General features: G+C 71.9%; 22 protein-coding genes. 12 read left to right on the top strand and 10 right to left on the bottom strand.

Annotated elements, in window-relative coordinates:
- Positions 1–3: 3 nt before the first annotated feature.
- Genes crcB (ACFVQ0_RS15200) through crcB (ACFVQ0_RS15190) form a run of 3 tightly spaced genes read right to left on the bottom strand, consistent with a single transcriptional unit; the run spans position 4 to position 1216 of the window.
- The gene (crcB, locus tag ACFVQ0_RS15200) at positions 4–378 is read right to left on the bottom strand and encodes a fluoride efflux transporter CrcB (RefSeq protein ID WP_390088118.1); all 375 of its coding nucleotides are present in this window, start codon (positions 376–378) and stop codon (positions 4–6) included.
- Positions 375–725: a DUF190 domain-containing protein gene (locus tag ACFVQ0_RS15195; protein ID WP_390088117.1), complete on the bottom strand. Its 351-nt coding sequence runs from the start codon at positions 723–725 to the stop codon at positions 375–377. Before ACFVQ0_RS15195 ends, crcB (ACFVQ0_RS15200) begins: the two co-directional genes overlap by 4 nt.
- Positions 722–1216 (bottom strand): fluoride efflux transporter CrcB, encoded by a 495-nt coding sequence (crcB, locus tag ACFVQ0_RS15190; RefSeq protein WP_390088116.1) that lies wholly within the window; start codon positions 1214–1216, stop codon positions 722–724. Before crcB (ACFVQ0_RS15190) ends, ACFVQ0_RS15195 begins: the two co-directional genes overlap by 4 nt.
- A gap of 166 nt (positions 1217–1382) precedes the next feature.
- On the opposite strand from crcB (ACFVQ0_RS15190), the gene ACFVQ0_RS15185 reads away from it, so the two are divergent.
- The 7 genes from ACFVQ0_RS15185 to ACFVQ0_RS15155 all read left to right on the top strand — a co-directional run bounded on the left by ACFVQ0_RS15185 (position 1383) and on the right by ACFVQ0_RS15155 (position 8016).
- Positions 1383–2168: a peptidoglycan recognition protein gene (locus ACFVQ0_RS15185; RefSeq protein WP_390088114.1), complete on the top strand. Its 786-nt coding sequence runs from the start codon at positions 1383–1385 to the stop codon at positions 2166–2168.
- 44 nt (positions 2169–2212) lie between these two features.
- Complete coding sequence (locus ACFVQ0_RS15180; RefSeq protein ID WP_390088112.1) at positions 2213–2821, top strand: GNAT family N-acetyltransferase; 609 nt, start codon at positions 2213–2215, stop codon at positions 2819–2821.
- Between the two features lie 131 nt (positions 2822–2952).
- Positions 2953–5166, top strand: coding sequence for an MMPL family transporter (locus tag ACFVQ0_RS15175; RefSeq protein WP_390088110.1), 2214 nt, complete (start codon positions 2953–2955; stop codon positions 5164–5166).
- A 5-nt stretch (positions 5167–5171) separates the two neighbouring features.
- A complete protein-coding gene (locus tag ACFVQ0_RS15170) occupies positions 5172–6371 on the top strand; it encodes a sensor histidine kinase (RefSeq protein WP_390088108.1) in 1200 nt (399 codons plus the stop codon).
- 51 nt (positions 6372–6422) lie between these two features.
- On the top strand, positions 6423–7079 hold the full coding sequence (locus ACFVQ0_RS15165) for a response regulator (RefSeq protein WP_390088107.1): 657 nt from the start codon (positions 6423–6425) through the stop codon (positions 7077–7079).
- Between the two features lie 119 nt (positions 7080–7198).
- Positions 7199–7783, top strand: coding sequence for a DUF2975 domain-containing protein (locus ACFVQ0_RS15160; RefSeq protein ID WP_390088105.1), 585 nt, complete (start codon positions 7199–7201; stop codon positions 7781–7783).
- Positions 7783–8016: a helix-turn-helix domain-containing protein gene (locus ACFVQ0_RS15155; protein ID WP_390088104.1), complete on the top strand. Its 234-nt coding sequence runs from the start codon at positions 7783–7785 to the stop codon at positions 8014–8016. The genes ACFVQ0_RS15160 and ACFVQ0_RS15155 overlap by 1 nt, the downstream gene beginning before the upstream one ends.
- A gap of 25 nt (positions 8017–8041) precedes the next feature.
- Here the strand turns inward: ACFVQ0_RS15155 and ACFVQ0_RS15150 are convergent, their stop codons facing one another.
- From ACFVQ0_RS15150 to ACFVQ0_RS15140, 3 genes are all read right to left on the bottom strand, one after another.
- A complete protein-coding gene (locus ACFVQ0_RS15150; protein WP_390088102.1) occupies positions 8042–9346 on the bottom strand; it encodes an ammonium transporter in 1305 nt (434 codons plus the stop codon).
- A 185-nt stretch (positions 9347–9531) separates the two neighbouring features.
- Positions 9532–11085: a hypothetical protein gene (locus ACFVQ0_RS15145; RefSeq protein WP_390088846.1), complete on the bottom strand. Its 1554-nt coding sequence runs from the start codon at positions 11083–11085 to the stop codon at positions 9532–9534.
- A gap of 177 nt (positions 11086–11262) precedes the next feature.
- Positions 11263–12381 (bottom strand): NADH:flavin oxidoreductase, encoded by a 1119-nt coding sequence (locus ACFVQ0_RS15140; protein ID WP_390088100.1) that lies wholly within the window; start codon positions 12379–12381, stop codon positions 11263–11265.
- 449 nt (positions 12382–12830) lie between these two features.
- On the opposite strand from ACFVQ0_RS15140, the gene ACFVQ0_RS15135 reads away from it, so the two are divergent.
- Positions 12831–14042, top strand: a complete 1212-nt coding sequence (locus ACFVQ0_RS15135) for a S8 family peptidase (protein WP_327337782.1) — start codon at positions 12831–12833, stop codon at positions 14040–14042.
- Between the two features lie 103 nt (positions 14043–14145).
- Positions 14146–14385, top strand: coding sequence for a hypothetical protein (locus ACFVQ0_RS15130; protein ID WP_390088098.1), 240 nt, complete (start codon positions 14146–14148; stop codon positions 14383–14385).
- A gap of 63 nt (positions 14386–14448) precedes the next feature.
- On the opposite strand, the gene ACFVQ0_RS15125 is transcribed toward ACFVQ0_RS15130, so the two are convergent.
- Entirely contained in the window at positions 14449–14862 is a 414-nt protein-coding gene (locus ACFVQ0_RS15125; protein ID WP_390088096.1) for an ArsI/CadI family heavy metal resistance metalloenzyme, read from the bottom strand.
- 80 nt (positions 14863–14942) lie between these two features.
- Between ACFVQ0_RS15125 and ACFVQ0_RS15120 the strand changes: the two genes are divergently transcribed.
- Together ACFVQ0_RS15120 and arsB are read left to right on the top strand one after the other, a co-directional pair.
- Positions 14943–15314, top strand: coding sequence for an ArsR/SmtB family transcription factor (locus tag ACFVQ0_RS15120; protein WP_390088094.1), 372 nt, complete (start codon positions 14943–14945; stop codon positions 15312–15314).
- On the top strand, positions 15311–16516 hold the full coding sequence (gene arsB / locus ACFVQ0_RS15115; RefSeq protein WP_390088092.1) for an ACR3 family arsenite efflux transporter: 1206 nt from the start codon (positions 15311–15313) through the stop codon (positions 16514–16516). Before ACFVQ0_RS15120 ends, arsB begins: the two co-directional genes overlap by 4 nt.
- Here the strand turns inward: arsB and ACFVQ0_RS15110 are convergent.
- Positions 16510–17013 carry a DinB family protein gene (locus tag ACFVQ0_RS15110; RefSeq protein ID WP_390088090.1) on the bottom strand — a complete coding sequence of 168 codons (504 nt, stop codon included), beginning with the start codon at positions 17011–17013 and terminating at the stop codon, positions 16510–16512. The genes arsB and ACFVQ0_RS15110 overlap by 7 nt on opposite strands.
- A gap of 178 nt (positions 17014–17191) precedes the next feature.
- Here ACFVQ0_RS15110 and ACFVQ0_RS15105 point away from each other — a divergent pair, with 178 nt between their 5' ends.
- Positions 17192–17962, top strand: a complete 771-nt coding sequence (locus ACFVQ0_RS15105) for a polysaccharide deacetylase family protein (RefSeq protein ID WP_390088088.1) — start codon at positions 17192–17194, stop codon at positions 17960–17962.
- A gap of 160 nt (positions 17963–18122) precedes the next feature.
- Here ACFVQ0_RS15105 and ACFVQ0_RS15100 read toward each other — a convergent pair whose 3' ends face one another.
- The gene (locus ACFVQ0_RS15100) at positions 18123–18776 is read right to left on the bottom strand and encodes a hypothetical protein (RefSeq protein ID WP_390088086.1); all 654 of its coding nucleotides are present in this window, start codon (positions 18774–18776) and stop codon (positions 18123–18125) included.
- Positions 18773–19363 carry an RNA polymerase sigma factor gene (locus ACFVQ0_RS15095; RefSeq protein ID WP_390088084.1) on the bottom strand — a complete coding sequence of 197 codons (591 nt, stop codon included), beginning with the start codon at positions 19361–19363 and terminating at the stop codon, positions 18773–18775. The genes ACFVQ0_RS15100 and ACFVQ0_RS15095 overlap by 4 nt, the downstream gene beginning before the upstream one ends.
- Positions 19364–19577: the final 214 nt, after the last annotated feature.

Raw genomic sequence — 19577 nt, 5'->3', positions numbered from 1 at the left:
CGGTCAGCGCCAGAGCGCCTCCGCGAGCGTGAGGCCGACGTACACCGCGCCGAGCCCCGCCACCACGCTCGCGACCACGTTGGCCGCCGCGTAGAAGCGTGCGCCGTCCTCGGCCAGTCGCAGCGTCTCGTAGCTGAACGTCGAGTACGTGGTCAGTGCCCCGCACAGCCCGGTGCCGATCAGCAGCTGGACGTGCGAGGACGCGGCGCCCGCCGTCACCGCGCCGGTCAGCAGCCCCAGCACCAGGCAGCCCGTGACGTTCACCGTGAACGTCCCCCAGGGGAAGACGGTGTCGTGCCGGGACTGCACCGCCCGGTCGGTCAGATACCGCAGCGGGGCGCCGACCGCCGCGCCGGCGATCACCAGCAGCCAGTTCACCGGGGATCCTCCGGTTCGCCGCGCCGCACCAGCTCACAGGCGTCCAGGATGACCGGGCTGTCGCCGGTCAGCTCCTCGATCAGGGGCAGGAACGCCCGCACCTTCTCCTCCGCGTCCACGATCACCACCGCCACCGGCAGGTCCTCGCTCATCGAGAGCAGCCGCTGGGTGTGGATCATCGAGGAGGCGCCGAACCCCTCGATCCCCCGGAACACGCTGGCGCCCGCGAGCCCGGCGGCGTGCGCCCGGTGCACGATCTCGGTGTAGACCGGCCGGTGGTGCCAGCCGTCGGACTCCCCGACCAGGACGGTCAGCCGCAGGGCGCGCTCGGTCATCGATGTCGTCATGTCTGCCTCCACGCCAGTACGCGGCGGGTCAGCCACACCGCGCTCCACACCGCCGCGAGGGCCGCGAGCAGTGTCAGTCCCAGATAGGCCAGTCCGCTGCGGGCCCGGCCGTTGTCGACGAGGCGCTGGATGTCCACGGCGTAGGTGGAGAAGGTGGTGAACCCGCCCAGCACCCCCGTACCGAAGAACGGCCGCACCAGCCGGTGGGCCGCCCAGACCTCGCTGATCACCACCATGAACACGCCGATCACCGCGCAGCCGATGACGTTGACCACGAGGGTCGTCCACGGGAATCCGTCGGCCGCGGTGGGCCAGAGGAGAGACGCCCCGTAACGGGCGCACGCGCCGACGGCGCCGCCGAGCGCGACCACGGCGACGACCGGGGCCTGCGGATTCAGGGTTCTGGTGGGCACACGTCTCCTACCTGCCGGGGCGCCCGCCGGACGCGGGCGCGCTCTTCGCCAAGTAGGGACCGTTGGCGGCGCGCTCATGAGCACGACGCGGTTCGGGTACGGCGGGCCCCACCGCCGCGCGGCGGCCGTTCCCGGCGCCGCTTCCCCCCAGAATATCGTGCGGGCGTGCCGGGGGCGTGCCGGGGCGTTCACCCGATCGGCCAGCGCATCTGCGGACGGCGGCGGGAGACCGCAGGGTGGTCCCATGTGGCCCCATCGACTCGCGCTGGGCGCCGCGGTCCTCCCGCTCACCCTGCTGGTGCTGCGGGACACCCCGGTGCGGATCGCGCTGCCCACGTCGGCCGCCGCCCACGAACGGCCGCGCCCGGTGCCCTACCGGGTGCCGCAGCCGGCGATCGTCAGCCGGACGGCCTGGCACGCGGACGAGCACATCGTCCGGGAGCCCGCGGTCTACACGGGCCCCGTGCGGGCGGTCTTCATCCACCACACCGGGGAGTCCAACAACTACGACTGCGCGGAGGCGCCGGAGTTGATCCGGCACGTCGAGGAGGCCCACATCAAGGGCCGGGGCTGGGACGACATCGGCTACAACTTCCTCGTCGACCGCTGCGGCACGATCTACGAGGGCCGGGCCGGCGGCGTCACGCGTTCGGTGCGCGGGGCGCACACCACGGGCTTCAACGCCGACAGCGTGGGCATAGCCGTGCTCGGCGACTACCGCGACGGCGAGAAGGTCCCCGCCGCCGTCATCCGGGCGCTGGCGTCGATCGCGGCGTGGAAGCTGCTGCCGGGCGAGGACCCGCGCGGCAAGGTGCGGATGCGGTCGACGAACGACGCGAGCCGGTACCCCAAGGGCGACGTGGCGGTGCTGAACGTCATCTCCGGCCACCGCGACACGTACCAGACGACCTGTCCCGGTCAGGCGCTGTACGACGAGCTGCCCGAGATACGGACGATGACGGCTGCCAGGCGCGCGACGGCCGAACGCGGCGACCGAAGGGACACAGAGGATGCCGGGAATACGCACTAGTGCATAAATCTCATGATGCTAGTACGTAAGGGTAGGGTGTGTCCATGCCCGCTACGAGCCCGCTCCCCGTGACCCTGACCGGCCGCCATGTCCGCGTCGAGCCCCTCGCCCCCGCCCACCTCGACGACCTCTTCGCCGCCGGCGGCAACGACGACGACGTCTGGCGCTGGCTTGGCACCCCGACGCCCCGCACCCCGCAGGAGCTGGAGACCGAGCTCGCCGCGCTGCTCGCGAACCCGGCCTACGTCCCGTTCGCCGTCATCCACCTGGCGACCGGGCGGGCCATCGGCTGGACCGCCTTCATGGACATCGACGTGAAGAACGAGCGCCTGGAGATCGGCTCGACCTGGTACGGGCGCGCGTACTGGCGCTCGGCGGTCAACACGGAGACCAAGCTGCTCCTGCTCAGCCACGCCTTCGAGGAACTGGGCATGGGTCGCGTGCAGTTGAAGACCGACCACCTCAACGAGCGCTCCCAGGCGGCGATCGCGCGCCTCGGCGCCCGGCGCGAAGGGGTGCTGCGGCGGCACCGCCGCCGCCCCGACGGCAGCTGGCGCGACACGGTCTACTTCTCGCTGCTCGCCGACGAGTGGCCGGAGGCCAAGTCCCGGCTCCGCGACCGGCTCGAAGAGCGGTCCGAAGACCGGCTCTGACGGCGTACGGGAGGCAGACCCTGACGGCTTGCGGGGACAGGCCCCCGGGGCGGTGTCCACCGACCGGTGGACACCGGGTTCCACCGGCCGGGGCTGCCGGGCGAGGGGCCTCGCGGACCAGCATTTACCGCATGAGAATACGACCCGTACGCATGGCCCGCTGGAGTGCGCGGCACCCGTGGAAAGCGATCGTCGGCTGGTTCGTCTTCGTGGTGCTCTGCCTCGGCGCGGGCCTCGCCGCAGGCAACAACCCGGCCACCACCAAGGACTTCTGGGTCGGTGAGGCCGGCCACGCCGAGTCGATGGCCACCGACGCCGGACTCCAGCGCCGGCCCACCGAGCACATCCTGATCCGGTCCGGCTCCGGCCCCCTGGACAGCGCGGAGGCCACCGCAGCCGCCCGCGACGTCACCGCCCGGATGACCGCGCTCCCCGAGGTGGCGGAGGTCGCGCCACCGGTCCGCTCGAAGGACGGCACGGCGCTCCGGGTGACCGTGGTGATGAAGGGCGCCGAGCTCGACGCCAGGAAGAACGTCGCCCCGCTCCTCGACGCCACCGAGAAGGCGGCCGCCGCCCATCCGGGGCTGGTCGTGGAGGAGTCGGGTTCCCCCGCCATCTCCCGGGGCGTCAACGACCAGCGCGGCAAGGACCTCTCGCTCTCCGAGCGCCTCACCCTGCCGGTCACGCTCGTCATCCTGCTGATCGTGTTCGGCTCGGTCGTCATGGCGGGCGTGCCGCTGCTGCTGGCGCTCTCCTCGATCGCCGCCACGATGGGCCTCGCCATGCTGGCCTCGCACCTGATGCCCGACCCCGGCGTCGGCACCAACATGATCCTGCTCATCGGACTCGCGGTCGGCGTCGACTACACGCTCTTCTACCTCAAGCGCGAACGCGAGGAACGGGCCCGCGCCAAGGGCCGGCTGAGCCCCGAGGCGCTGGTGGAGCTCGCGGCGGCGACGGCGGGCCGCGCCATCGTGGTCTCCGGTCTCGCGGTGATCGTCTCCACCGCCACCCTGTACCTCGCCACCGACGTCATCTTCTCCTCGCTGGCGACCGGCACCATCCTGGTCGTCGCCGTCGCCGTGATCAGCTCCCTCACCGTGCTGCCCGCCCTGCTCGTGAAGCTCGGCCACCGCGCCGAACGGCGTGCCGCGAGGAAGGCCGCCCGGCGCGCCCAGCGCGGCGCACCCGCCGTGGCGAAGAGCGCGAAGCCCGAGAACGGCCGGGTGTTCGGCGCCCTCATGCGCCCAGCCCGGAACCACCCGGCGATCACCCTGTGCGTGTCCGTGCTGGTCATGCTCGCCGTCGCGGCGCCCGCGCTCGGGCTCAAGCTCATCGACCCGGGCAAGGACACCTTCTCCCGCGACATCCCGGCCATGCGGGTCTACGACCGGATCACCGCCGAATTCCCCGAACTCCTGGTCAGGCACGAGGTGGTGACCCGCTCCGCCCCGGACAGGGCCCCCGAGGTCAGGAAGGCGCTGCTGGAGCTCGGGCGGCGGGCCCAGGCGGACCCGCTCTTCGCGAACGACGCGGAGCCGGTGCTGCTCACCTCCGACGACGGCCGGACCGGCGTGCTGGAACTCCAGGTGCCGCACCCGGCGCCCGCCGAGGAGGCGATCGCGTCACTGAACCACCTGCGGGACCAGTACATCCCGTCCACCGTCGGTCAACTGCCGGGCGTGGAAACGGCCGTGAGCGGTGACGTGGCCCGTGGCCAGGACTACGTGCACCACGAGCGGAACAAGCTGCCGCTCGTCCTCGGCTTCCTGTTGCTGCTGACCTTCGTGATGACGGCGGTGGCCTTCCGCTCCTCGGTCATCGGCCTGATCGGCGTCGTACTGAACCTGCTCTCCGCGGCGGCCGCGCTCGGCGCGCTCGTGCTGGTCTTCCAGGGCACCTGGGCCGAGAGCCTGCTGGACTTCGACTCCCTCGGCGCGATCGCCTCCCGGGTGCCGCTCTTCCTCTTCGTGATCCTCTTCGGCCTGTCGATGGACTACCAGGTCTTCGTCGTCAGCCGGATCAAGGAGGCCATGGACCACGGGATGACGGCCCGCGAGGCGGTACTCGACGGCATCGAGCGGTCCGCGAAGGTGGTCACGAGCGCGGCGCTGGTCATGGTCACGGTGTTCGCCGCCTTCGTCTTCCTGCACCTCACCGAGATGAAGCAGATGGGCTTCTGCCTCGCGGTGGCGGTTCTGCTGGACGCCGTCATCATCCGGATGATGATCCTGCCCTCCGCGCTGCTGCTCCTGGGCGACCGCGCCTGGCGTCCGCTGCGCCCTGCACGGCGGCGCGAGCGGGAGGCCAAGCCTGCCGCCTCTTCCGTCCCGCACGTAATCTGACCGCCATGCTTCAACGGCCGCAGCGCGGCGATCCGTTCTGGATCTGGGTGCTCCACGGGTGGGACGCGCTGGCCTGGGCGCTGGCCGCCCTGGTCATCCTGATCACCCTGCTGGGGGCCACGCCCCCGGGACGGAAGCTCGGGCTGCTCGCGCTGATGGCCGCGCTCGCCCTCTGCTACACCCTGGTGCGGCTGCGCCCCGGCAACCCGGTGCTGAGCCCGTACAGATATCTGGGCGTGCTCGTCGTGGTGCTGGGCGGCGTCTCGTACCTCGGGGACGGCTTCGGGGTGTTCTACACCGTGATGCTCACGCAGTTCATCGTCTTCGCGGACAGCCCGAGGGGCGCGATCCTCCTCACCGGGCTCGGCGCGCTGGCGATCACGGTCGGCGGCAGCCTGCGGGAGGGAGGGGAGGGCGGGGTGTTCCTCACCAACACGATCTCCTCCCTCGCTGTCTGGGCGGTCGCCGTCGCGATGGCGGTCCTGACTCCTCGGGCGCTGGCCCAGCGCGATGAACGGGCGGCACTGCGGGCGGAGTTGAAGAGCACCCAGGTCGAACTGGCCGAGGTGTACCAGCGCCAGGGCGCCGCGGAGGAACGGGAACGGCTCGCCCGGGAGATCCACGACACCCTCGCCCAGGGCTTCGCCTCCATCATCGTGCTGGCGGAGGCGGCCAGGTCCCAGCTGGCGGTGGACGTGGACCGCAGCGCCCAGCAGCTCCGGTCCATCGAGCAGACGGCCCGGGAGAACCTGGCGGAGGCACGGGTCCTGGTGGGCGCTACGTCCAGCAGCGGGGTGGCGGCCGGCTCCGTGGCCGCGACGCTCCGCCGCACCCTGGACCGCTTCACCGAGGACACCGGCCTCACGGTCACGGCGGAGCTGGCGGACGTCGAGTGCGACCAGCCGACCCGGATCGCGCTGCTGCGGTGCACCCAGGAGTCGCTGGCCAACATACGCAAGCACGCCGCAGCCTCCACCGTGGGCGTCGTCCTGGCCCGGCAGCCGGAGGCCGTGGAGCTGGAGGTGACCGACGACGGACGCGGGTTCGTCGTCGAGGACTCCCGCGGCTTCGGACTGGACGGCATGCGACGGCGCCTCGCGGAGTTCGGCGGCGGCCTCACCGTCACCAGCTCGCTCGGTGACGGCACCCGCATCCTCGCCACGATCCCGTTGAGCCGCGATCCCGCTGAGCCGCGATCCCGCTGAGCCACGATCCCGCTGAGCCACGATCCCTCTGAGCGACAGGCCCCAGGTGACATGACAACAGACCCCGCGGCAGCCGCCGCCCCGCTGCGCATCATCCTGGCCGACGACCACACCGTGATGCGCGCGGGCCTGGTCGCCCTGCTGGGTTCCGAGCCCAGCGTCGAGATCGTCGGCGAGGCGGGCGACGGCCGGGAGGCCGTCCGGCTCGTCGAGCGGCTCAGGCCGGACGTGGCCCTGCTCGACCTGCGCATGCCGGTCCTGGACGGGGTGGGCGCCACCACGGAGATCCTCGCGGGCCCCACGTCCACCCGCGTCCTGATCCTGACCACGTACGAGACCGACGCGGACATCGAACGCGGCGTGGAGGCGGGCGCCACCGGCTACCTGCTCAAGGACGCCACCCGGGAACAGCTCGTCGACGCCATCCACGCGGCCTCCCGGGGCGAGACGGTGCTGGCCCCCCGGGTCGCCCAGCGGCTGGTGGCGAAGATGCGCCGGCCGGTGCCCGTCACGCTGACCGCCCGCGAGGCCGAGGTGCTGGACGCGGTCGCGGACGGGCTGTCCAACGGGGAGATCGGCCGGCGGCTGTTCATCGGGGAGGCCACGGTCAAGACCCACCTGCTGCGGATCTTCGCCAAGCTCGACGTCAACGACCGTACGCGGGCGGTCGTCGTCGCGATGAACGGCGGTCTGCTGCAACGCCGTTAGGGCATGTCCGCAGCCCCTCGCCACCGTGCACGGCCGGGTTCGCGCCCGCCGTGCACTTGTCGTTTATCGATATGCTCCCCTAGGGTGGGCATATCGATATTCGATGGATGGGGGATGCGATGAACAGTCGGCTCACGCGCGTGCTGGCCTCGGTGACCTACTGGCTGGCGGTGCTCAGTGGCCTTGCCTTCCTCGGCAAGGGGGTCTCGCACCTGCTCGACGACGGGGCGGTCTGTGTGGAGACGGGCTTCTGGGCCAACGCCCGGCTGGCGCCGGGTCTGCCGGTCGCGAAGGGCGTGGAGGCGGCGGGCAGTCTCACCCGCCTCTGCCAGAACAGCCCCTCGGCGGGCCAGCGCGCGGCGGACCTCGGGGGCGGACTGCCCTGGCTGCTGTTCGGCGCGGTCACGCTGCTGCTCTTCTCCCGGCTGCTGAGTACCGTGCTGAAGCAGGGGCCGTTCACCGAGCCGGTGGCCCGGCAGCTCACCGCTCTCGGCTGGGTCGTCGCCGTGGGAACTCCGGCCGCCGGGCTCGTCGTCGGGTGGTCGCAGTCCTGGCTCGTGGGGTCCATGGCGCCGGTGGTGGGTTCCGGTCCCGAGCTCTCCGGACCGATGGTTCTCGTGCTCGCCGGTCTCGCGGGTGTGATCCTTGGGAAGATCATGCGCGAAGGTGTCCGCATGCGGGAGGACCTCGAAGGGACCGTCTGATGCCCGAGGACGAAATCCACTCGATCCGCATCCATCTCGACCGGCTGCTGGTCGAGCGCGGTATGACGCTCACCGAACTGTCCGCGCAGGTGGGGATCACCGTCGTCAACCTGTCCGTGCTCAAGAACGGGCGGGCCAAGGCCATCCGCTTCTCCACCCTGTCGAGGATCTGCGAGGTCCTCGGCTGCCAGCCGGGGGACCTGATCACTCACGAGCCGGCCGAGCAGGCCTAAGGGCTGTTCCGCAACGGGACAGCCCTTAGGGCCTGCGCGGCGGACGGGCCTCGGTGGCGAGCGCCGCGCCGTGGCCGAGGGCGCCGTGGTCGTAGGCGCTCTCGGCGTGCAGCGTCTGGTCGAGGCCGGTGAGCTCCTCCTCGGCCGAGGCCCGCAGGCCCATCAGCCGGTCGATCGCCTTGCCGATCCCGTACGTCATGAGGAAGGTGTACGCCGCCACGGCGAGGACGGCGACGGACTGCCGGCCGAGCTGGGCCGCGCCGCCCCCGTAGAACAGTCCCTCCGGTCCGCCGGTCATCGTGGTGGTCGCGAACAGGCCGATGAGCAGGGTGCCGACGATGCCGCCGACGAAGTGGACGCCGACCACGTCCAGCGAGTCGTCGTAGTCGAACCGGAACTTCCAGCCGACGGCGTACGAGCAGACGACGCCCGCCGTGAGCCCGACCGCCGCGCCGCCCACGATGCCGACCGTGCCGCAGGCGGGGGTGATCGCCACCAGCCCGGCGACGGCTCCCGACGCCGCGCCGAAGGTGGTGGGGTGGCCGTCGCGCCTCTGCTCGACGAAGAGCCAGCCGAGCAGTCCGGTGCAGCCGGCCACGAGCGTGTTGAGCATCGAGGCCGCCGCCAGCCCGTTGGCACCGAGGGCGGAGCCGCCGTTGAAGCCGAGCCAGCCGAACCAGAGCAGTCCGGCGCCGAGCATCACCATGGGCAGGTTGTGCGGGCGCATCGCGTCCTTCTTGAACCCGATGCGCGGGCCGACCACCAGCGCCAGCGCCAGCCCGGACGCCCCGGACGCGATCTCGACCACCAGCCCGCCGGCGAAGTCCAGCGCGCCGAGCGAGTCCTTGATCCAGCCGCCGGGCCCCCACACCCAGTGGGCGACGGGAGCGTATACGAGCAGCGTCCACACCGGTACGAAGACGAGCCAGCCGGCGAACCGCGTACGGTCCGCGATCGCGCCGCTGATCAGGGCGGCAGTGACGATCGCGAACGTCAGCTGGAAGGTAGTGAACAGCAGGGTCGGGACGCTGCCGGTGAGCGTGCCGGGGCCGATGCCCGCCATGCCCAGGTGGCCGAGGCCGCCGACGAGCCCGCCGAACGCGTCGCCGTCGAAGGCCAGCGAGTAGCCCGCGAGCAGCCAGACGACCGTGACCAGCGCGATCGACACGAAGCTCATCATCAGCATGTTCAGGACGCTCTTCGTGCGGACCATGCCGCCGTAGAACAGCGCCAGACCCGGAGTCATCAGCAGAACGAGCGCGGTGGCGGCCAGCAGCCAGGCGGTGTCGCCTGTGTCGAGGCCTGCCGCGGCCAGAGTCACGGGGGTCACTCGGGGTTCCCTCCTCGGTACGGCGTGCGGTTCGGTCGGCAGTCGGGCGACAGAGGGCTGTCGCAGAGCTGTCGGAGAGCGTGACCGGCGCGCGTTTCGTAACGAGGACCCTGGTGTTTCCGCGATATTTCATTGCGGGGTGGTTGCCGAAATCTCACCACCCCGGCTACGGGAGGGGGCTGGGCTCAGCAGCCGCCGGGGGACCGGGACAGGCTGTAGACGGAGTCCAGCCGGTAGGTGCCGCCCCTGGGCACGGTGAGCTCCGTCCAGTCGCCGTTCTGCCGTAGGCAGCCGCGGGCGCCGTGCCCGCCGACCTCGCGGGCCCGCAGCCACGGCGAGTACGCGAGCCGTACGGTCAGCGAGCCCGACTCCGGTACCCGGACCACCAGATCGGCCTCGCCGCCGCGCACCACGGAGGCCGGTGCCGGTACCAGGGGGACCGCGTCGCGAACCCGGTAGACGGTCCAGCCGTCGTCCCGCCACACCCGCCGCAGCCACGGCTGCCCGCCGCGCACCAGGGCCGCCTCCGCCTCCGCGGGGCCGTCGGGCTTCCCGTGGTGCAGCACGACGTACCCCACGGCCCAGCGGTCCAGCCAGGCACGGTAGGTGGCCGGGGACAGCGTCCCGTCGTAGAAGAGGCGCCCGCGCTCCACGTCGAGCTGTCGGTTCCAGCCGCGTGCCATGTTCACGTGGCGGGCCAGCACGGTCGCCTCGCGGTGGTTGCGGGCGGGGACGACCTCCACCCGTGTCCGGTCGGCGCCGAGCCGGCGCAGCTCGTTGACGACGCCGTCCGTGCGGGCGGCCCAGGCGGGCACGTCGTTGGAGACCCGGAGGTCGTCCAGGGTCTTGTCGACCAGCCAGTTGGCGGACAGCCCGAGGGCCACGGCGATCACGACCGCACGCGTCCAGTTCCGCTCCCGGACGAGCTCCAGGAGCGCCGCGAGGAGTACGGGGACGGCGACGAGACCGAGGAGTCGTTCCACGTTCGTCCCGATCGGGGAGGCGACGAGGAAGACCAGGACGACGCCGACGGCGTACACCACGGCGCCGTAGCGGGTGACGCGCCACCGGCGGCCGATCGGCGCCGCGAGGGCCAGCGCGGCGCAGATGATGAGCGGCATCCACAGCCGGCCCCGGGCCATGGGCTGTTCGCCCTCGCCGGGGAAGAGCAGCGCGACCGCGCCCACGACGACGAAGAACGGCACGATCAGGACGACGCCCCTGCGCCACTGCCGGTCCAGGAGGTACGCCGCCCCCGCCACCACGAGGAACAGCCCCGCCACCGGACTGGCCATCGCCGCCAGCGCCCCGGCCACGAGCGGGATCACGGTGCGGTGCGCGTACAGGCAGGCGACGAGCCCGATCGCGACGCCCAGCGCGAACGTCGTACGCCCGGAGGCGACGTTGCACCACACGGCCAGCGAAGCGAGCACCGCCGGGGCGAGCGGCCGGCGCATCCCGGTGCGGACGAACAGCAGGGCGACGAGCCATGATCCGGCGATCCCCGCGGCCACCGAGACCGTGCGGACCCCGAGGAAGGCCATCAGGTAAGAGGAGAAGACGCTGTACCCGGCGGTGTGGATGCCGCCGTACCAGGAGAGGTTGTACGCGGAGCCCGGGTGCCGGGCGGTGAACCCCGACCAGGCGAGCTGCGCGGCCAGGTCGCCGCCCCCGGTGGCGAGGACGGCCGCCCACCACACGTACAGCGGCACCACGACGGCGACCGCGACGAGCGGCACGAGATGGCGCCGCCACCAGGGCGGGGCGGCCGGTTCACCGCCCCGGTCCGCCCGCAGCCGCTCACCGACGTCACCCGTACCCGCTCGCACTACCCCGCTGACACCCACCCGGACCACCCTAGGGGGTGGTCCGGGCGGGGTGGCGGCTGTCGGTCGGTCGGTCAGTCGGTCAGTCGGTCAGTGCAGGGTCCGCAGCATCTCCGCGTCGAACGGCGTGATGTCGCCCGTGCGGCCCGCGAGGGTCTTCGCGGCCCACTCGGGGTCCCCGATCAGCCCCCGGCCGACGGCGACCATGTCGAACTCGTCGCGCTCCATCCGCTCCAGCAGCTGCCCGATGCCGGTGACCGTGGGGCTGTTGCCCTGGAAGGCGCCGAAGAAGTCGCCGTCCAGGCCGACAGAGCCGACCGTGATCGTCGGCCTGCCGCTGATCTTCTTCACCCATCCGGCGAGGTTCAGGTCGGAGTCGTCGAACTCCGGCAGCCAGTAGCGGCGGGTGGAGGCGTGGAAGACGTCGACCCCGGCCTCGGTCAACGGGGTGAGCAGGGAGTCGAGTTCCGCGGGCGTCTGTGCGAGCTTCGCCTCGTAGGCGTCCGCCTTCCACTGGGACATGCGGAAGACGATCGGGAAGGCGTCCGACACGGCGGCGCGGCAGGCCGCCACGATCTCCGCCGCGAACCGGGTCCGTGCGACGAGGTCGCCGCCGTAGGCGTCGGTACGGCGGTTGCTGCCGGACCACAGGAACTGGTCGATCAAGTAGCCGTGCGCGCCGTGCAGTTCGATGCCGTCGAAGCCGAGCCGCTCGGCGTCGGCGGCCGCACCGGCGAACGCGGCGATGACGTCGTCGAGGTCCTGCTGCGTCATGGCGCGGCCCTTGGGCTCACCGGTCAGCGAGATCCCCGAGGGGCCGACCGGCTCGGCGTCCGCGACCGGCGGGGCGCCCTCGGTGCGGGTGACGCCCACGTGCCACAGCTGCGGGATGACCGCGCCGCCCGCCCGGTGCACGGCGTCCGCGACCCGCGCCCAGCCCGCGAGGGCGTCCTCGCCGTGGAACCGGGGGACCCGGTCGCTGGTGCCCGCCGAGCTGTGGTCGATGTAGGTGCCCTCGGTGACGATCAGCCCGACGCCGCCGGCGGCCCGCCGCGCGTAGTAGTCCGCCACGTCCTCGCCGGGGACGCCGCCGGGGGAGAACTGCCTGGTCATCGGTGCCATGGCGATCCGATTGCGGGAGGTGAGCCCGCGTACGGCGAACGGGCGGGAGAGGGTGTCTGCTGCGCGGTCGGCGGTCACGTCTGTCACGGGGAGTCCTGTTCGTAAGCGGAGGGTGTCTCCCCTTCCCCAACAGCCGCGTGCGCCCCCGGCATCCCCTCCCGGCCCGATGTGGCCAAGGTCTCGTGCGAGGCCCGGCGGGAGGGGGACGGCGGTGCGGGCGGCAGGTCGATGGCGTGCTCGTAGGCCTCGCCCGGACCCTGCGGAAGCCGCCGCGCGGGGGCTGACGGCGCTCGGGGGCTGACGGCGCTCGGGAACGGGGGCGGGATCGGCGTGCACTTGGCGCGACGGCCGCATTGCCTTGTGTTACGGCGAGTTGACGCACCGTCAACAGTGTGACGAGGTCATGCCAGCGCGTCGGGATTCCTTGCCCGGCCCGAATCCACCGCGCCATCGTCGGGTTGCGGCGTACGGACCCCGTACACCGCAACCCATGGCGCGTGTACCCCCTCGCGCCACCGTCAGAGGAGGACCTCACGATGGCAGCACTGCGCAACACCCGGCGGCGGATCGCCGCGCTGATCGCCACGACGACGACCGTGGCCCTGGCAGCCGCGGTCGGTGCGGCCTTACCCGCCCAGGCGGCCGCGCCCGAGGGCAGAGTCCTGCACGCCGGTTCCGCGGAGGCGGTACCCGGAAGCTACATCGTCACGCTGAAGCAGTCGGCCGGGCTGAAGGCGTCCGCGACCGCCGGAAAGCAGCTCATAGCCGGCTACGGCGGCCGGATCGAGCGCACCTACTCATCGGCGCTGAACGGCTACGCCGCGGCTCTCAGCAGCACCGAGGCCAGGCGGCTGGCCGCCGACCCGGCCGTCGCCTCGGTCGAGCAGGACCAGAAGGTCCACGCGACCGCCACCCAGAGCAACGCCCCCTGGGGACTCGACCGCATCGACCAGCCGAACCTGCCGCTGAGCGGCACGTACACCTACCCGGACTCGGCGGGCGGCGGCACCACCGTCTACGTCCTGGACACCGGGGTGCGCATCACCCACCAGGAGATCAGCGGCCGGGCCTCGTACGGCTACGACTTCGTCGACAACGACACCACCGCCCAGGATGGTTACGGCCACGGCACCCACGTGGCCACGACCGTCGCGGGAAGCACCTACGGGGTGGCGAAGAAGGCGAAGATCGTCGCCGTGCGGGTCCTCGGCAACGACGGCTCCGGTACCACCGCCGGGGTCATCGCCGGGGTCGACTGGATCACCGCCAACCACGTCGCCTCGTCCGTCGCGAACGTGTCGCTCGGCGGCGGTGCCAGCACCACGCTGGACGACGCGGTGCGCAAGTCCATCGCGTCCGGGGTCACGTACTCCATCGCGGCGGGCAATTCGGGTGCGCCGGCCGCCAATTACTCCCCCGCCCGCGTCGCCACCGCCATCACCGTCGGCGCGACGACCCGGACCGACGCCCGCGCGAGCTACTCGAACTACGGCTCCACGGTGGACATCTTCGCCCCGGGCTCCGGCATCACCGCCGGCTGGAACAGCTCGGACACCGCCACCTACACCGGCGACGGCACGTCCTTCGCCGCTCCGCACGTCTCCGGTGCGGCAGCGGTCTACCTGACGAACCACCCCGGCGCCTCCCCGGCCGCCGTGGCCTCGGCACTCGTGAACGGCGCGACATCGGGCGTCCTGACGGGCGTCGGATCCGGCTCCCCGAACAAGCTGCTCAAGCTCGTCCCGTAACGGGCCCACGGCAGGGGAAGCGTACGGAGGCTTCCCCGCAAGGGCGTTGAGGCCGGCCGGGGCGTTCGAGGGATGAACGCCCCGGCCGGTAGGCTCGCCCGCCATGCCCCTGCCGATACCCGTCCGGACCACCCCGCGCGGCGCGAGAGCCGTAGTCGTCCTCGCCGCCGCGTTCGCCGCCGTATTCGCGTCCGGCTGGTACCTGGGCCAACCCGTCCTGCCGTCGCGGTGCGAGGGGCCGCCGAGGGTCGTGCGGTACAGCGACCACCTGGCGGCCGACACGCTCCCCGACTGCGAGGAGAAGGCGCGCCTGCTGGCCTGGTTCGGCGGAACCTTCCGCTGAGCCGGGGCTACGGATACGGCTACGGATCCAGCTACGGATATGGCTACGGCTACGGATACGGCTTTACGAGCAGGTGCAGCCGTCCAGGGCCGGGCTCTTGCCCATCTGCTCCGCGTCGGCCTTGACGACGTAGACCTCCCACGGCTCCTGGCCGGGGCCGTGGACCCACACCTTGTCCTGGAGGGCGTAGCAGCAGGAGGTGTCGTTCTCCTCGAAGGTGGCGAGCCCGGCGTCCTTGAGCCGGGTGGTGGCTGCGGTGACCTCCTCGGTGGAGTCGACCTCGACGCCGAGGTGGTCCAGGCGGGTCTCCTGGCCGGGTTCGCCCTCGATGAGGACGAGCTTGAGGGGCGGGGCGGCGATCGCGAAGTTCGCGTAGCCGGGGCGCCGCTTGGCGGGCTCGACGCCGAACAGCTTGGAGTAGAAGGCCACCGAAGCTTCGAGGTCGGCGACATTGAGCGCGAGCTGGGCACGGGACATGACGATCTCCCTGATCAGGCTGTATCGGTCTCAGTCGATTCAAGCTTGCACCTTGGATCGAAAAACGTCAACATAGAAGCATGTCGAAACAAGAGCTTGTGGTCCTCGGCCAGGACGACGCCGGTGAGTGCTGCCCCACCCTGTTGACCGCCCCGCTGGCCGAGGACCGGGCGGAGGCGCTGGCGAAGGTGTTCAAGGCCCTGGGCGACCCGGTGCGGCTGCGGCTGTTGTCGATGATCGCCTCCCGCGCGGGAGGGGAGATCTGCGTCTGCGACCTCACTCCCGCCTTCGAGCTGTCCCAGCCGACGATCTCCCACCACCTCAAGCTGCTGAAGCAGGCCGGGCTGATCGGCTCCGAGCGGCGCGGCACCTGGGTGTACTACCGGCTTCTGCCGGAGACGACCGACCAGCTGGCCGCCGTCCTCACCCGCCCCGCCGGAACGGCCTCATGAGTACGGGGACGGGGACGGGGACGGGCGCAGGTACGGGTACGGGGACGGGCCCCGGTATCGGCGGCCGGGGCGGCCGGACAGGCACCCCTGAGTCCGGGCCGGTCGCCGGGCGGCTGTCGTTCCTGGACCGCTTCCTCGCCGGGTGGATCCTCCTCGCGATGGCCGCCGGGCTCGGCCTGGGCCGGCTCGTCCCGGGGCTGGGGGACGCGCTAGCGAGGGTGACGGTCACCGGGGTCTCGCTGCCGATCGCGCTCGGCCTGCTCGTGATGATGTACCCGGTCCTGGCCAAGGTGCGCTACGACCGTCTCGATACGGTCACCCGGGACCGCCGCCTGCTGATCCCGTCGCTGGTCCTGAACTGGATCGCCGGCCCGGCCCTGATGTTCGCGCTCGCCTGGCTCCTGCTGCCGGACCTGCCGGAGTACCGCACCGGCCTGATCATCGTCGGCCTCGCCCGCTGCATCGCGATGGTCGTCATCTGGAACGACCTGGCCTGCGGCGACCGGGAGGCCGCGGCGGTCCTTGTCGCCCTGAACTCCGTGTTCCAGGTGGCCGCGTTCAGCCTGCTCGGGTGGTTCTACCTGAGCGTGCTGCCCGGCTGGCTCGGCCTGGAGCAGACCACCCTCGACGTCTCCGTGTGGGAGATCGCCCGCTCCGTGCTGATCTTCCTGGGCATCCCCCTGCTGGCCGGATACCTCACCCGCCGGATCGGCGAGAAGGCCAGGGGGCGCACCTGGTACGAGGCGCGACTGCTGCCCCGTATCGGACCGTTCGCCCTCTACGGCCTGCTGTTCACGATCGTCGTGCTCTTCGCCCTCCAGGGCGACGCCATCACGTCCGAGCCGCTCGACGTCGTCCGGATCGCCGTGCCGCTGCTCGTGTACTTCGCGGTCATGTGGGCCGGGTCCATGGTGGTCGGGCGGGCCGTCGGACTGGATTACCCGAAGACGGCGACCCTGGCGTTCACCGCGGCCGGCAACAACTTCGAGCTGGCCATCGCGGTCGCCATCGCCACCTTCGGCGTCACCTCCGGCCAGGCCCTCGCCGGGGTCGTGGGCCCGCTCATCGAAGTGCCCGTCCTGATCGGCCTGGTCCATGTGGCCCTGGCCGCCCGCCGCTTCTTCCCCGTACCGGCCCCGGCCGGCGGAGACGCTGTCGGCCGGGCCGACGGAGGGGCTGCCGGCCCGGAGGCCCGTCAGTAGATGCCGGTACGTCCGTCGATCGTCTCGCGGATGATGTCGGCATGGCCCGCGTGCCGGGCCGTCTCCTCGATCATGTGGTGCAGGACCCAGCGCAGATTCCAATGCGATTGTTCGGCGTACGCGCACGGAGTGTCCAGCGGGAGGCCCGCGGCGATCTCCCGCGAGATGGCCGCCTGCTCCTCGTAGTACGCCGCCCAGTGCTTGACCGTGTCCCGCTCATCGACGCGGAAGTCCTCTTCGAACCAGCCCTCTTCCGCCGTCTCCGGCCACTCGCCGGGGAACACCCGCCCCGCGACGACGACCTGGAACCACCGGCGCTCCCAGAGCGCCGAGTGCTTGAGCAGACCCATCAGGGACAGTGAACTGACCGTCGGCGTCAGGCGGGCGTCGGCGTCGGACACCCCCTCGGCCTTCCGGAGCAGACCGGCGCGCTGCTTGTCGAGGAAGCCGCAGAGGGTGTCCCGCTCGTTGGTTATGTCGAACTGATCGGCTGTCATGCCCAACGACGCTACCGGACCGCCAGGACGGGCCCGGGAACCTGTCGCGGATCGCCTGCGTTTGTCGCCGCCCCCCTGCAGCTTTGTCCGCGGTCCGTAACGGGGGGATCTTGCCGGTGCGTTCGTGTGTCTTCATAGGGGCAGGGCATCGGCGCGGACAACAAAGGGGTGGGCGGACATGGCGAAGCACAAGGGAAGGGCATGGCACAGCAGGCTCCTCGCGGCGGCGCTCGGCGTGACGGCGGTGGCCGCGGCCACCTCGGTGTGGACCGCGCAGGCCGACACCACCGGAGGGCGGCAGCCGCAGGCGCGGGCCAGTGCCCCGGCCAACGGGCCCGTCGGCAAGGTCGCGGAGGACATCGCGCACGCCTCCGACCGAGGCGCCCGTGGCGTCAACATCACCATCGACGACGGGCCCGACCCGACCTGGACCCCGCAGGTGCTCCAGCTCCTGAAGGAGAGCGGCGTCAAGGCCACGTTCTGCATGGTCGGCACCCAGGCCCAGGCCCACCCGGACCTCGTCAAGGCGGTCGTGGCGGGCGGGCACCGGCTGTGCGACCACACCGTCTCGCACGACACCGCCATGGACCACAAGTCCGAGGCCTACCAGTCCCAGCAGATCCTGGACGCCGAGCGCATGATCACCAAGGCGTCCGGCGGCGTCCGGCCGCAGTACTACCGGGCCCCGGGCGGCGCCTTCACCCCGTACAGCCGGCACCTCGCCGCGTCGCGGGGGATGCGGCCGTTGGGCTGGAACGTCGACACCAAGGACTTCGAGCACCCCGGCGTGGCCGCGATCGTCGCCACCGTGAAGAGCGAGATCTCCAACGGGCCGACCATCCTCTTCCACGACGCGGGCGGCGACCGCGCCGAGACCCTCGCCGCACTGCGCGAGGTGCTGCCCTGGCTCAAGGAGCAGGGGTACACCTTCGGCTTCCCCGTCCGGTAACAGGCCGCCCAAGCCCTCCCGCGCTCAAGCCCTCCCGCGCTCAAGCCCCTCCCTGCTGAAGCGCCCGGCCCCCGGCCGCTTCCCGAAGGCCCCGCACGAGTCAACCTCGTGCGGGGCCTCTTCGTGCGGGGCCTGTATGTGGTGCCTGTATGTGGGGCCTTTATGCGGCCGGCAGGCACGTGGGCAGTTGCCGGGACAGGGTGGCCTCCACCATCTGCAGATCGGGGCCGCTGGACGTGACGATGAAGACGAGATGGTCCCCCTCGGGGATCGCGGCGGGGTTGATCACGTGGTAGATCCCGCGCGAGTTCCGCTTCACCTTGTCGTTCGGAAGGACCTTGTCGAGCGCCTTGAGATTGGCGTGGTCACTGTGGAACGTGGCGTGGCACGAGGCCGAGGGCGTCATGACGGCGGCGGGCACACCGGCCTTGCGCAGCGTGGCCTGGAGCCCGGGGGCGCCCTTGCGGCGGAACAACTGGACGGAGACGGTGCCGCCCGGTCCCGACTTCACGGCGTAGTCGGCGTTGGTGATGTCCAGGCGGGCACCCTCGCCGGTGCGCGGCGTCGGCGATCCCTTCGTGGCGGAGGCGGGCGGTGCCGGAGTGGCCTGTGTCGCGTCATGCGGACCGGACAGCAGCGGCAGCGCGACCACCACCGCCGCGCCGACGGCGGCGAGGCCCGCGGTGAACGCCACCCGGCGGAGCGGCGCGTGGTGCCGGACCGGAACGCGCCGTCCGGTGGCGGCGGGCAGCGTGGCGGCGTGGTCGGCCAGCTCGCGGGCGAGCTCTTCCTTGAAGTGCAGGGGGGCGTTCACTGTGCGGCCTCCAAGAGGGCTTCGCTGTGGGCTTCGCGGTGGGCGGGACGGCTCGGAGCGGTGCCGCGCAGCGCCTTGCGGGCGCGGTGCAGCCGTACCCGGGCGGCGGTCACGGTGATGCCGAGCGCCTGGGCCGCTTCGCGGACGGTCAGCCCGTCCAGGGCGACCAGGTCCAGCACCCTGCGCAGCGGTTCGGACAGCGCGGCGTGGGCGGACGCCATGTGCCGGGCGGCGCGATCGGCGTCGATCCGTGCCTCGATGGCGCCGAGGTCCTGCTCGTCCAGCAGCCGGTGCCCGCGGATCCGGGCCACCGCCCGCTGCTCACGGACGCTGCCCCGGAAGTGGGCGTGCAGGACGTTGCGGGAGATGCCGTAGAGCCAGGCGACCGGTACGCCGCGCCGCGCGTCGTAGGTGTGTGCGCTCTCCAGGGCGGCCACGAAGATGTCCGCCGTCAGGTCGGCGGCGAGGTGGGGGTTGTCGACGCGGCGGGTGACGAAGCCGAGCACGGCGTCGAACTGCTGCTCGTAGAACGCCGCGAACCCCGCTGGGTCACGTGCGGGTGGTGCTGCCGTACGGTCCGCTGGCACGGAATGCTCCTCAGGACGGATCGGAAGATGCGATCGCTTACACCTCTTCTTGGGAGCCGCGCCGGAAAACGTTACATCCGCGTTCCCCGGTCCGCGTTCCCCGGCCCGTCTCCCCGGTCCGCCTCCCCGGCAGTTCGCGCCACTGCGGCGGGACAGCCGTGAGGGACGGGTTGCCCTGCGTCATACTGGGCGCCGGGTTCGGGAGGGGCGTACA

Origin of the sequence: Streptomyces sp. NPDC057900, from assembly GCF_042887885.1 — a bacterium.
Classification (GTDB): Bacteria; Actinomycetota; Actinomycetes; order Streptomycetales; family Streptomycetaceae; genus Streptomyces.
Note: the sequence above shows the minus strand (reverse complement) of the source record. Positions and strands in the feature narration are given on the sequence as shown.